General features: G+C 72.3%; 10 protein-coding genes. 8 read left to right on the top strand and 2 right to left on the bottom strand.

Translation table 11 applies throughout. The features are described 5' to 3' along the window. Positions 1–4: 4 nt before the first annotated feature. On the top strand, positions 5–703 hold the full coding sequence (locus QTQ03_RS12325; RefSeq protein ID WP_289278132.1) for a lysophospholipid acyltransferase family protein: 699 nt from the start codon (positions 5–7) through the stop codon (positions 701–703). A 135-nt stretch (positions 704–838) separates the two neighbouring features. Here the strand turns inward: QTQ03_RS12325 and QTQ03_RS12320 are convergent, their stop codons facing one another. After that, positions 839–2,311 carry a cryptochrome/photolyase family protein gene (locus tag QTQ03_RS12320; protein ID WP_289278131.1) on the bottom strand — a complete coding sequence of 491 codons (1,473 nt, stop codon included), beginning with the start codon at positions 2,309–2,311 and terminating at the stop codon, positions 839–841. 46 nt (positions 2,312–2,357) lie between these two features. After that, positions 2,358–3,596, bottom strand: coding sequence for a hypothetical protein (locus tag QTQ03_RS12315; RefSeq protein WP_289280796.1), 1,239 nt, complete (start codon positions 3,594–3,596; stop codon positions 2,358–2,360). Positions 3,597–4,159: 563 nt separating this feature from the next. Here QTQ03_RS12315 and QTQ03_RS12310 point away from each other — a divergent pair. From QTQ03_RS12310 to QTQ03_RS12280, 7 genes are all read left to right on the top strand, one after another. Continuing rightward, on the top strand, positions 4,160–6,145 hold the full coding sequence (locus QTQ03_RS12310; RefSeq protein ID WP_289278130.1) for a TIGR03960 family B12-binding radical SAM protein: 1,986 nt from the start codon (positions 4,160–4,162) through the stop codon (positions 6,143–6,145). A 99-nt stretch (positions 6,146–6,244) separates the two neighbouring features. Continuing rightward, positions 6,245–6,970 (top strand): TIGR03936 family radical SAM-associated protein, encoded by a 726-nt coding sequence (locus QTQ03_RS12305; protein WP_289280795.1) that lies wholly within the window; start codon positions 6,245–6,247, stop codon positions 6,968–6,970. A gap of 131 nt (positions 6,971–7,101) precedes the next feature. Then, positions 7,102–10,164: an Rne/Rng family ribonuclease gene (locus QTQ03_RS12300; RefSeq protein ID WP_289278129.1), complete on the top strand. Its 3,063-nt coding sequence runs from the start codon at positions 7,102–7,104 to the stop codon at positions 10,162–10,164. Between the two features lie 241 nt (positions 10,165–10,405). After that, complete coding sequence (rplU, locus tag QTQ03_RS12295; protein ID WP_289278128.1) at positions 10,406–10,720, top strand: 50S ribosomal protein L21; 315 nt, start codon at positions 10,406–10,408, stop codon at positions 10,718–10,720. Between the two features lie 11 nt (positions 10,721–10,731). Continuing rightward, a complete protein-coding gene (gene rpmA / locus QTQ03_RS12290; protein ID WP_289278127.1) occupies positions 10,732–10,986 on the top strand; it encodes a 50S ribosomal protein L27 in 255 nt (84 codons plus the stop codon). A gap of 88 nt (positions 10,987–11,074) precedes the next feature. After that, the gene (gene obgE, locus QTQ03_RS12285) at positions 11,075–12,526 is read left to right on the top strand and encodes a GTPase ObgE (protein WP_289278126.1); all 1,452 of its coding nucleotides are present in this window, start codon (positions 11,075–11,077) and stop codon (positions 12,524–12,526) included. Positions 12,527–12,596: 70 nt separating this feature from the next. Then, positions 12,597–13,088, top strand: coding sequence for a GNAT family N-acetyltransferase (locus QTQ03_RS12280; RefSeq protein ID WP_289278125.1), 492 nt, complete (start codon positions 12,597–12,599; stop codon positions 13,086–13,088). Positions 13,089–13,143: the final 55 nt, after the last annotated feature.

Below are 13,143 nucleotides of genomic sequence, written 5' to 3'. Positions count from 1 at the left end.
ACCAGTGCCGCTGCTCTACACCATCGGGAAGCTCACCGTGGCACCCACGCTGCGGCTGGCGTTCCGTCCGACCGTGGAGGGGTTGGAGCACGTCCCGGAGACCGGCGGAGCGATCTTCGCCGGCAACCACCTGTCCGTCGCCGACGAGCTGTTCCTCGGCGCGGTCGTCCCCCGGCACCTTGCCTTCTGGGCCAAGTCGGATTACTTCAAGGGCAACGGGCTGAAGGGCCGGTTCTCCAAGTTCGTGCTCACCGGTTTGGGTGCGATCCCGGTCGAACGGGCCGGCGGGCGGGCGGCGTTGTCCGCGTTCGACGCGGCAATCCCCGCGCTCAAGGACGGCGAACTGGTCGTCGTCTACCCGGAGGGGACCCGGTCCCCGGACGGGCGGCTCTACCGTGGGCGCACCGGTGCGGCCCGGCTGGCGGTGGCCGCGGGTGTGCCGATCATCCCGGTCGGCATGATCGGCACCGAGAAGGTCCAGCCGATCGGGGCCCGGGTGCCCCGACCGTTCAGGGGCGAGATCACCGTACGGTTCGGCAAGCCGCTGGACTTCACCGGCCGGTCGGACGACCGCACCTCACTGCGGGCGATGACCGACGAGGTGATGTGTGAGATCCAGAAGCTCACCGGCCAGGAATACGTCCCCCGCTACGCCCCGCCCCGCGCGCACCCGCCGGTCGCCGGCGAGCCGGGCGCGGTCTGAGTCCCTCCTGGGCCGGTCGTGCTCACACGCGGCCGTGCTCGGCGCGCGGCCGGATCCGATCCGGTTGCGACGCCGGCCGAAGGTCGACATCACCCTGCCCGGTCTGACCGGCACGAAGGTGTGCGGGCGGCCGCCTCACGGCGCCTTGTCACCCCGGCGCTTCTCCTGCTTGATCAACTCGTCGACGTCGCGTAGGCGGTCGAGCTGGGCGATGGTGCGCGCCATCCGGGCGTTGGCCGGGATCCGATCCCGGCTGCCGGCCAGGAAGGCCCAGTACCCTGCGGTGAACGGGCAGGCGTCGTCGCCAACCCGCACCTTGGGGTTGTACCGGCAACCGCCGCAGTAGTCGCTCATCCGGTTGATGTACGCGCCCCCGGAGACGTACGGCTTGGTACTCATCCGGCCGAGGTCGGCGTACTGGCTCATGCCCACCACGTTGACCGTCATCACCCACGCGTACCCGTCGACGAAGCTGCGGTGGAAGAAGTCCACCAGCTCCGCCGGCCGCCAGCCGCGTTGTAGCGCGTAGTTGCCGAGCACCATGAGCCGGGGGATGTGGTGCAACCAGCCGTGGTCGCGCAGGTCGGCGAGGACGTCCGACAAACAGTGTGCGTGCACCGCGTCGGCGTCGAGGTCGCGGAACCAGTCCGGCACGGAGCGGCGGGCGGCCAGCTCGTTGCTGTCCTGGTAGCCGGGTCCGAAGTACCAGTACAGGTTCCAGATGAAGTCGCGCCAGCCGATGATCTGTCGGATGAAGCCCTCCGCGCTGGGCAGCGGCACGCCGTCCTTGCGGTACGCCCGCTCGGCGCCCCGAACGGCCTCCAGCGGGTCGAGCAACCCCAGGTTGAACGAGGAGGACAGCATGCTGTGCGCCATCCACGGATCGTCGGCGAGCATCGCGTCCTCGTACGGGCCGAACGTCGCGAGCCGGTGCCGGAGGAAGTGCCGCAGCCGGGCGCTGGCCTCCTTCGCCGTGGCCGGGAACCGGCGGGGTCCGTCCCGCCCGACGAACCGGATGCCGTCCCGCTCCCACCGGTCGAGGTCGGCCCGGACCTCGGCGTCGATGTCGTCCTCCTTCGGCATCGGCGGGGGTGGCACGTCCAGGCGGGTCGCATCCTTCGGCGGCCGCTCGCGGTTTTCCTTGTCCAGGCTCCACCGACCGCCGACGGGCTCGCCACCCTCGACGAGTACCTGGTGGTGGTCCCGGGCGAACCGGTAGAACGCCTCCATCCGCAGCGCGCCGCGCTTGGCGTCGGCCCACTCGGCGAAGTCGTCGAGGCTGGTGACGAAGCCGCGCGGCGGTAGCACGGTGACCCGGTCCAGGCTCTGCACGAGGCGCAGCGCCGTGCGCGAGGTGGGGTGGCAGACCTCCAGCGGCTCACGGACCTTGCGCAGCCCGTCGCGGTACGTCTCGGTACGCAGGTGAACGGCCTGGTCGCCGAGTTCGGCGGCCCGGTGACGCAGCGCCGACAGGAGCAGGTGGGCCTTCTGCCGGTGGAAGGCGCGGCGGCGGAAGACCGCCTTCGACTCGATGAGGAGCACCGGCTGGTGACGGTCGTCGAGGAAGTGCGGCCCCAACTGGTCGGCGAAGAGCCAGCGCCGCGGCACGCCCCAATTGTTGCACCTCACGGCACGTGCGCAGGGGGAACCGCTTTCAGTTCTGTTGCTGGGTGACGATCTGCTCCCGTAGGTGGTCGAGCAGGGCGGCGCTGTCGTCCATTGAGAGCCGGGTGAATACGGCGGTGGCAATGCTTCCGTGGTCGACCGAGGTGCACACCACGACACCGGTGCCAGCGACGCGGCCGACCGCGCACCGCTCGTGCCGTCCCCGTACGCCGGTGTGGAAGACCTGCGGCTCGCCGAGGGCGTACTGCTCGCCGAGGCGGGCGATCTCGGCGTCCGCGTCGGACTCCGGGCTGAGCCGGAATCCGGTGCCACCGAAGACGGTCACCCGCTTGCCGGTCCGGGTGGTGTAGATCCCCGCGAAGGTGTCCTCGGCCAGCCAGTGCGCCGAGCGGACCTGCGCCTCCAGCTCTTTCGCGGCCCGCACGCTGCCCTCGTCCTGGCGCAGCCGCAGGTCCCTCACCTCGGGCGGCAGCACGGCTGTCGCCGGATACTGGCTCACCATCGGTGCGGCCCAGTAGGCGGGACAGCCGCAGCAGCAGGCGAGGGTGAACAGCAGTACCCAGGGCCATTTCCGGCGTCTGCGCACCGGCACCGGGAGGTATCCCTTGGGGGCCTGCCAGCCGGGCGGTGGCGCGACCGGCCGGGCGACCGGAGGTGCGTTCCGCCGCCAGCGCTTCGGCCAGGCCGGCGGTGGCGGCGGCGAGGCCGGTGGTGGCGGTGCGACCGGGTATCCGGTGGGCGGCGAGGCCGGTGACCTGGCCGGGTATCCGGTGGGCGGCGAGACCGGTGACCTGGCCGGGTAGCCGGCGGGCGGCGGTGACACCGGCGGGTAGGCGGTGGGCGGCGAGACCGGCGGGTACGCGACCGACGGCGAAACGGGGTGCCCGGCCGGCGGTGACGCCGGGTGCGGCGCGGGGGCGGGCGGGCCGGAGTGCGGTTGGGCCGGTGCCGGGTAGGGGGTCGTCGGCGGCAGCGACGGCAGCTCGGCCGACGGCAGCTCCCAGTCGCCGGTGTCGGCGCCGGCCCACGGGTCGACCGGGATCAGGTCTTCGGGAGCCGTGGCGGGGGTCGGCGGCACGGGGGTGGGCTCGGCCGACTCGCCCCAGGCGCGGTTGCGCGCCGGCGGCGGCGGAACGGTCGCGGATCCGCTCCATGTGGGGGCGGGTGGCGCGGGAGCCTCCTCCACGGGGAGTTTTCGGGTGCCGGCCGGGCCGGCGGGTGCGGCGTCGGCGGACTGCGTGGCCGGGTTGGCGCCGGCTGGGAACACGTGGGTGCCCGGTGGCCCGGAGAGCGGACGGCCGTCGCCTGGGGTCGGCTGGCCGCCGCCGGGTGCGGGTGTGTCCGGCCGGTGGTCCGCGCCTGGTGTGACTGGCGGGCCGGCGGTTGGCTGTGCGGCGGGCGCCGCCGACGGTCCGGACGCCTCGCCCCCCGAGCCGGCGACCTCGGTCCGCGGGGTGGAGGTGGACTCGTCGGTGACCGCCGGCTCCCAGCCTCCGTGCGGGGTGCTCCCGTCGACCGGCCGGCCTGCTCCCGGCTGCGACTCCGGCATCGCGGCAATCTCCTCTCGCCGATCCGAGGTTAGTACCGGTTCGCCACCACCAGCGAACCCCCTGCCGGCCGGCCGGCAGGGGGTTCGAGCAGCCGGTCCGGCGTGGCCGGACCGAGCAGCGTTGAGAAGCGTCCCTGGTGCAACGTCAGGCGTCAGCAGGGGCACGTTCTTCCGGGCCGCCGACCGCACCCCCGCGCAGGCGCGCCAGGTCGGTGATCCGGCCGGCGGCGTCCGCGGTGCGGCGCGGCCGGCAGGTCGGCGGGCGCGTACCCTTGGGCATCATGAGCGTCCCGTCCACCCCGCCGCGCCCCGCCGTGGCCAACTCCGTCTGGCCTCGGCTGGAGCCGCTGCTGCCCCAGGTGACCAAGCCGATTCAGTACGTCGGTGGCGAGCTGGGGGCGGTGGTCAAGGACTGGGACACGGCGGCTGTGCGCTGGGCGCTGATGTACCCCGACGCGTACGAGGTCGGCCTGCCCAACCAGGGAGTGCAGATCCTCTACGAGGTACTCAACGAGCTCCCCGACGTGCTGGCCGAGCGAACGTACGCGGTCTGGCCGGACCTGGAGGAGCTGATGCGCGCCCACGGCGTGCCACAGTTCACGGTCGACGCGCACCGCGCGGTCCGCGACTTCGACGTGTTCGGTGTGTCCTTCGCCACCGAGCTGGGTTACACCAACCTGCTCACCGCCGTCGATCTCGCTGGCATCCCGCTGCTCGCCGCCGACCGAACCGACGCAGACCCGGTGGTCGTGGCCGGCGGCCACGCGGCGTTCAACCCGGAGCCGATTGCCGACTTCGTCGACGCCGCCGTGCTGGGCGACGGCGAGGAGGCCGTCCTGGAGATCACCACGATCGTCCGGGAGTGGAAGGCCGAGGGCTCCCCGGGCGGGCGCGACGAGCTGCTGTTACGGCTCGCCCGCACCGAGAGCATCTACGTCCCGCGTTTCTACGACGTGGACTACCTGCCCGACGGCCGGATCCAGCGGGTGGTGCCGAGTCGCCCGGACGTGCCGTTCCGGGTACACAAGCGCACCACGATGGACCTGGACGCCTGGCCGTACCCGAAGAAGCCCCTCGTCCCGCTGGCCGAGACGGTGCACGAGCGGTACGCGGTGGAGATTTTCCGGGGCTGCACCCGGGGCTGCCGGTTCTGCCAGGCGGGCATGATCACCCGACCGGTCCGTGAGCGGTCGATCACCACGGTGGGGCAGATGGTGCAGCAGGGGCTGGAGTTCTCCGGCTTCCACGAGGTGGGTCTGCTGTCCCTGTCGTCGGCCGACCACTCGGAGATCGGCGACATGTGTTCCGGGCTGGCCCAGCAGTACGAGGGCAGCAACGTCTCGCTCTCGCTGCCATCGACCCGGGTGGACGCGTTCAACATCGAGCTGGCCCAGGAGTTGTCCCGCAACGGCCGGCGGACCGGCCTGACCTTCGCCCCGGAGGGCGGGTCGGAGCGGATCCGCAAGGTGATCAACAAGATGGTGTCGAAGGATGACCTCATCCGCACCGTGGTCACCGCGTACACCAACGGCTGGCGGCAGGTGAAGCTCTACTTCATGTGCGGCCTGCCCACCGAGACCGACGCCGACGTCCTGGAGATCGCGGACATGGCGCACGAGGTCATCCGGGCCGGCCGGGCGGCCACCGGCTCGAAGGACATTCGCTGCACGGTCTCCATCGGCGGGTTCGTGCCGAAGCCGCACACCCCGTTCCAGTGGGCGGCGATGGAGCAGCCGGAGGTCATAGACGGCCGGCTCAAGCTGCTCAAGCAGGCGATCAACGCCGACCGCTCGCTCGGCCGGGCAATCGGCTTCCGCTACCACGACGGCGAGCCGTCGCTGATCGAGGGCCTGCTGTCCCGGGGAGACCGGCGGGTCGGCGCGGTGATCCGTCGGGTCTGGGAGAACGGCGGCCGGTTCGACGGCTGGAGCGAGCACTTCTCGTACCAGCGTTGGGTGGACGCCGCCGCGGCGGTGTTGCCCGCATTCGGCGTCGACCTCGCCTGGTACACGACGCGGGAGCGTACGGAGCTGGAGGTCCTGCCCTGGGACCACCTGGACTCGGGCTTGGACAAGGACTGGCTCTGGCAGGACTGGCAGGACTCCCTGTCCGAGTACGAGCAGGACGACTGCCGGTGGACCCCGTGTTTCGACTGCGGCGTCTGTCCGTCGATGGACACCGAGATCCAGATCGGTCCCACCGGGAAGAAGCTTCTCCCGCTGACTCCGATCAACGGCCTGCGGGTGCCGAGCGGCGCCCAGCAGTAGCCCGGGGCCGGCGACCCTCGCCGGCCCGGACACCCGAGGAGCACGACGATCAGTAGGAAACCACAGCCGGAGGGCGGGCAGGCGCCGGTCGTCCAGCGGATCCGCTTCCGGTATGCCAAGCGGGGGCCGTTGCGGTTCACCTCGCACCGGGACTTCGCCCGCGCCTTCGAGCGGGCGCTGCGTCGGGCGGGCGTGCCAATGGCGTACTCGCAGGGCTTCACCCCCCACCCCAAGATCTCGTACGCCAGCGCGGCCCCGACCGGGGTGGCGAGCGAGGCCGAGTACCTGGAGATCGGGCTGCGCGAGCCGGTCGAGCCGGCGGCTCTGCGTGTGGCGCTCGACGCCGCCCTCTCACCCGGGCTCGACGTGCTGGACGCCGTGGTCGCGACCGGCGGGAGCCTTGCCGACCGGATCGAGGCGTCGCACTGGCGGATCGAGCTGCCCGAGGTCGATCCGGCCGCACTGGACAAGGCGGTGGCCGCCTTCACCGCCGCGGACGAGGTTCTGGTCGAGCGGATGACCAAGCAGGGGCGACGCACCTTCGACGCCCGGTCCGCGGTCATGTCCATCGATGTGGTCACGTCGTCGGAGATGCCTTCCGGGGCGCCGGTCGTACCGTGTGCGATACTCGAACTGGTCGTGCGGCAGGTCACCCCCGCGGTACGACCCGATGACGTCCTTTCCGGCCTCCGCGTGGTGGCCGACCTGGAGCCGCCGGTGTCGCCGCGGGTAACCCGGCTGGCTCAGGGCACGCTGACCGCGCAGGGTGCGATCGCGGATCCGTTGGAGGCGGACCGTGACGGGACAACCATCGGTGGGCACTGACCGACGGTCGGTGCCCCGGCTAGGCAGACTTCGCGGGTCGCGCGGGTGCGCGACCAGCGGAACACCTTTTGCGGCGACCCTGCGTGGCAGCGCTCACCCGCGCCCGGGGTAGCCAGAACTGGAGAACGTCCATGCTCGAGAACGAGCCCGAGGGCGGCGAACGCACCGGTTCCCAGCCGGCCGGCGAGATCGCCGAACACCGCACCGTCGACGGTGCCCCCATGAACCCCACCGCGTCGGGACCCGGCGACCCGGCGCCAGCCGAGGCGGGTGAGGCGGGCGAGGTAGCCGGCCCCGCCCCCAGCGAACTGGCCGGCACCGGCGTGGCAGAGCTGGGCCCACCGGCCGCCCCGGCGCGCAAGCGGACCAGTCGGCGACGGGCCACCCCGGTGGCCCAGCCGGAGCAGACCGACGCGCCGGTCGAGGCGAGCGGTGCCGCCGCGCCGGGCAGCGCCGAGGCACCCCAGGCGGAGGTGTTCGCGCCGCTTTCCGGTGAGGAAGAGCCGCCCGCGAAGGCGACGCGCCGCCGTCGCAAGGCCACCACGGCGAAGGCCGCCGCCGAGGAGCCGCACGTCGTCGCCGCTGCTGAGCAGACCACGACGGACGTCGTACCGCCGGTCAAGGCGACCCGCACCCGTCGCAAGAGGGCGACCGCCGCGGCGGCCGAGCCGGCCGAGCCCACCGCGGCTCCGGCAGCCGAGGCGGGGGCGGCATCGCCCGCCGAGCCCGCAGCCCGCGCGGCGGAGAGCGAGCCGGAGACCGGCACCGAGTTCGGGGCCGGGCAACCGCCGGCCGCCGGCGGGGCCGTGGAGGCGCTACCGGAGGTTGCGGAGACCGGGGCCGCGCCGGAACGCCCGACGCGTCGCCGAAAGGCGGTTCTCTCTGCCCCGACGGTGCTGTTCATGGCCCCGCAGCCGGAGGAGATCTCGCCCACGCGGGCCGTCGAGGAAGCTGCCGCCGGGGAGCCGACCGAGCCGTCGCGCCGCCGGCGCGCTCGCCGGGACGTGGAGCCGGTCGAGACCCCTGCGACCGTCGAGGCGGTCGAGGAGCCGACCGAGGAGGCCACCGAGGCCGTCGAGGACGAGGCCGACGACGAGGCCGCGACGGGCCGCCGCCGCCGGCGGCGCGGCCGCCGGGGCCGGGGCCGGGGCAAGGGCGGGGCCGAGGACGAGGATTCCGAGGAGACCGCGCAGGCCGAGGCGGAGGAGCCGGCGGCCGAGGAGGACGAGGAGCCTACGGCCGACGAGGACGAGGAGTCAGAGGCCGAGGGGGGCGACGGGATGACCCGCCGCCGGCGGCGCCGCCGCCGGCGGGGGGCCGGCGACGCCGAGGCGGCCACCGAGGACGGCGTACCGACGGTTGTGAAGATCCGCGAGCCGCGCCGCACCGTTGACGAGGTGCAGGGTGTCTCCGGCTCCACCCGCCTGGAGGCCAAGCGTCAGCGCCGCCGGGACGGCCGCGAGCAGCGGCGTACCCGCCCGCCGATCCTCAGTGAGGCCGAGTTCCTGGCGCGCCGGGAGGCGGTGGACCGGGTGATGGCTGTCCGCCAGCGCGGTGACCGGACGCAGATCGCCGTGCTCGAGGACGGAGTGCTGGTCGAGCACTACGTCACCCGCAACTCGGCCACCACCATGGCCGGTAACGTGTACCTCGGCAAGGTGCAGAATGTGCTGCCCAGCATGGAGGCGGCGTTCGTCGACATCGGCCGGGGTCGCAACGCGGTGCTGTACGCGGGCGAGGTCAACTGGGACACCACCGGCCTGGCGGGTCGGGCCCGGTCGATCGAGCAGGCCCTCAAGTCCGGCGACTCGGTGCTCGTGCAGGTCACCAAGGATCCGATCGGGCACAAGGGCGCGCGGCTGACCAGCCATGTCGCGCTCTCCGGCCGCCACCTTGTCTACGTGCCGGGGGGTAACGCCTCCGGCATCAGCCGGAAGCTGCCCGACAACGAGCGCAAGCGCCTACGGGACGTGCTGAAGAAGCTGGTCCCGGACGGTGCCGGCGTGATCGTGCGCACCGCCGCCGAGGGGGCCAGCGAGGACGAGCTGGCCCGCGACGTCAAGCGCCTCCAGGCGCAGTGGGAGGACATTCAGGCCAAGGCCGCCGAGGGCGGCGCGCCGGTGCTGCTCTACCAGGAGCCCGACCTGGTCATCCGCGTGGTTCGGGACCTCTTCAACGAGGACTTCCGGGAACTGGTGATCGAGGGCGAGGGCGCGTACGACCTGGTCGAGTCATACCTGTCGCACGTCTCGCCGGACCTGGTCGCCCGCCTGCGCCGGCACGTGGGCACCACCGACGTCTTCGCCGACTACCGAATCGACGAGCAGATTCTGAAGGGACTGGACCGCAAGGTCTTCCTCCCCTCCGGCGGCCATCTGGTGATCGACCGGACCGAGGCGATGACCGTGGTCGACGTCAACACGGGCAAGTACACGGGCGCCGGCGGCAACCTGGAGGAGACGGTCACTCGGAACAACCTCGAGGCCGCCGAGGAGATTGTCCGCCAGCTGCGGCTGCGCGACATCGGCGGGATCGTGGTGATCGACTTCATCGACATGGTGCTGGAGTCGAACCGGGAGCTGGTGCTGCGCCGGCTGACCGAGTGCCTGGGGCGGGACCGTACCAAGCACCAGGTCACCGAGATCACGTCGCTGGGCCTGGTGCAGATGACCCGTAAGCGGATCGGCGCCGGCTTGCTGGAAGCGTTCAGCGAGACCTGCGAGTGCTGCAAGGGCCGGGGGCTGGTCATCCACACCGAGCCGGTGCCGGAGAAGGCGCGCGGCGGTGGCGCCGGGGAGAAGGTCAAGGCGGTCGCCTCGGCCGCGCCGGCCGCGGAGCAGGGCACCTCGTCCCGCCGCCGGGGGCGCAAGAGCGCGGCGGCCGAACGGACTGTGGTCGAGGTCGCCGAGGCCGACAGCACCGTTGACACCACCGACAGCACCGAAGCCACCGGGAGCGCCGGGACGGCTGCTGATCCGGACTATTACGACACGATGGGCTACGACCTGTCCCGGTACGAGGCCGAGACGCCGGCCGCGCCGGACGTCGCGGAGAGCTGGACGGGCGACTCGGCCCGACTGGCGGCGCCCGACGACCCGGACGCCTTGGGCGAGGGAGACGGTGAGGAGCCCGAGGGCGGCAGCGGTCGGCGGCGGTCCCGGCGGGGCGGTGCCCGGCGTCGCACCCGCCCCTGACCGGTCCGTCGTCCCGACGGGACCCCCGCCGTCGGCGGGGGTCCCGTCGGCGTGTCGCGGTAGGGTGGGCCCTGCTTCAGCGGGCCCGGTTTGGAGTCGGCCCGAGCATGGCGTACGCTTGCCTGCGGCGCACTTTTGGTGTGCCGAGTTCCCGTGTGCCCACGCCGCCGCGCTCCTGCTGCCCGGCGAGCCGCCGTGGGAACGACCACCAGCAGCCTCAACGACAGGGAGTCCGCCTCCGATGTACGCGATCGTCAAGACCGGCGGCAAGCAGTACAAGGTCGCCGAGGGCGACGTGATCGAGGTCGAGAAGCTCGCCGGGGTCCCCGGCGACGCGGTGAAGCTCGCCGCGGTGCTCCTCGTCGACGGTGACGACCTGGTGACCGACGCGGCGAAGCTTGCCAAGGTCGAGGTGTCCGGTGAGATCGCCGCGCACACCAAGGGTCCGAAGATCCGGATCCACAAGTTCAAGAACAAGACCGGCTACCACAAGCGCCAGGGTCACCGCCAGCCGTTGACCCAGGTCAAGGTGACCGGCATCTCCAGCGGGAAGTAGGTCGTCCTCCAATGGCTCACAAAAAGGGTGCGTCCAGCTCGCGTAACGGCCGTGAGTCCGCGGCCCAGCGGCTCGGCGTGAAGCGCTTCGGTGGTCAGCTCGTCAACGCGGGCGAGATCATCATCCGTCAGCGTGGCACCAAGTTCCACCCGGGTGACCTGGTCGGCCGCGGCGGGGACGACACGCTCTTCGCGCTGGCCACCGGTGCGGTCCAGTTCGGCACCAAGCGCGGTCGCAAGACCGTCAGCATCGTGCCGCAGCAGTAATTCGAAGGCGTAGCGGGCCGCGGACCTGGTGTCCCGGCCCGCTACGCCTTTTTCGTGCGGGGGTTGCCCTGCTGGAAGGATTGGCGGCGTGACGACGTTCGTTGACCGGGTCGTCCTGCACTTGCAGGCCGGCGACGGCGGGCACGGCTGTGTCTCGATCCACCGGGAGAAGTTCAAGCCGTTCGGTGGCCCGGACGGGGGCAACGGCGGGCACGGCGGCAGCGTCTCGCTGGTCGTCGACCCGCAGGTGCACACGCTGCTCGACTTTCACTTCCGCCCACACGTCAAGGCGGCCAACGGCCGTGGCGGCGCCGGCTCGAACCGGGACGGCGCGAACGGCGCCGACCTGGTGCTCAAGGTGCCGAACGGCACCGTCGTGCAGACCACCGACGGCACCGTGCTCGCCGACATGGTCGGTGCCGGCACCACCTTCGAAGTGGCCCGCGGTGGCCGCGGCGGCCGGGGCAACGCGGCGCTCGCGAACGCCCGCCGCAAGGCGCCCGGCTTCGCCGAGCTGGGTGAACCCGGCGACCAGCTCGACGTGGTGCTGGAGCTGAAGAGCGTCGCCGACGTCGGCCTGGTCGGCTACCCGTCCGCCGGCAAGTCGTCGCTGATCTCGGTGATCTCCGCCGCCAAGCCGAAGATCGCCGACTACCCGTTCACCACGCTGGTGCCGAACCTCGGCGTCGTCCGGGTGGACAACCACACCTTCACTGTCGCGGACGTGCCCGGTCTGATTCCGGGGGCGGCCACCGGCAGGGGACTCGGCCTGGAGTTCCTTCGGCACATCGAGCGCTGTTCAGTGCTGGTGCACGTGGTCGACACCGCCACGCTGGAGCCGGGCCGCGACCCGGCCGCCGACATAGACATGATCGAGGCGGAACTGAGCGCGTACGGTGGGCTGGCCGACCGGCCGCGGCTGGTCGCGCTGAACAAGGTCGACGTGCCGGACGGGCGGGACCTGGCCGAGATCGTCCGGCCCGACCTGGAGGCGCGCGGCTTCCGGGTGTTCGAGGTCTCCGCCGCGACCCGGGAGGGGTTGAAGGAGTTCACGTTCGCCATGGCGGAGCTGGTGGAGACGGCACGTGCCGTCGCGCCGCCGGCCGAGCCCACCCGCATCGTGATCCGACCGGCCGCGGTCGACGACGCGGGCTTCACTATCGAGGCCGCGCCGGACGGCGCCTGGGTGGTGCGGGGCACCCGTCCGGAGCGGTGGGTGCGGCAGACGAATTTCGACAACGACGAGGCGGTCGGCTACCTCGCCGACCGGCTGGCCCGGCTCGGGGTCGAGGAGAAGCTCGGCAAGGCTGGGGCGCAGGCCGGCGACCTGGTGCGGATCGGAAACCACGAGTTCGATTGGCAGCCCACCCTGTACGCCGGGGCCGACGTCGTCCCCGGCAACCGGGGCACCGACGTGCGGCTGGAGGAGAAGTCGAGCCGTCCGTCCGCCGCCGAGCGGCTGGCGGCGCGCAAGGCCCGGCGGCAGCGGCCGGCCGACGAGGTCGGAACCGGTGCGCCGGCGGAGAATGACGCCGAATAGCACGATGCGCTCCGTAATGGGGTCGACTGCCCGCAACCCGTGCGACAGACGTCCGACCTAACGTCGGGTGATGCTGATCACGGCGCGTACCGCCAGCGACCCGGAGCTCGCCGCTCTGCTGGCGGCCCAGCAGCGCGAACTGGGCGACACCGGCTGGGCCGGCCTGGCGGGTGGTCCACCCGAGGATCTCCGTTTCCTGGTGGCGGTGCTCGGCGACCGGGCGGTGGCGTTCGGCGGGCTACGGGCGTACGACGACGGGACGGGGGAGGTGCACCGACTGTACGTCCGTCCGGCGTGTCGGAAACGGGGCGTCGCCCGGCAGTTGCTGGCAGCCCTTGAGGAGCTCGCCTTCCAGGCCGGACACGCGGTGCTCCGGCTGCGGACCACCGCGCACCTGGCGACCTTCTACACGGCGTGCGGTTATCAACGGATCCCCGGGTACGGCGAGCCGGCCCCGGACACCGTGTGCTTCGCCAAGCGGTTGCCGGTTGCCGCCTCTGACTTCGCCGATCTGACTCGTACATCTGTCGCGACGAAAGCCTCATGTCAGACGAAATGGTGACCGGAAGTGCGAGGTCGCCGGTGGATACCGGTGCTGGGAAGGCGCCGAACGGCGC

It is taken from the genome of Micromonospora sp. WMMA1363 (assembly GCF_030345795.1).
GTDB lineage: Bacteria > Actinomycetota > Actinomycetes > Mycobacteriales > Micromonosporaceae > Micromonospora.
Note: the sequence above shows the minus strand (reverse complement) of the source record. Positions and strands in the feature narration are given on the sequence as shown.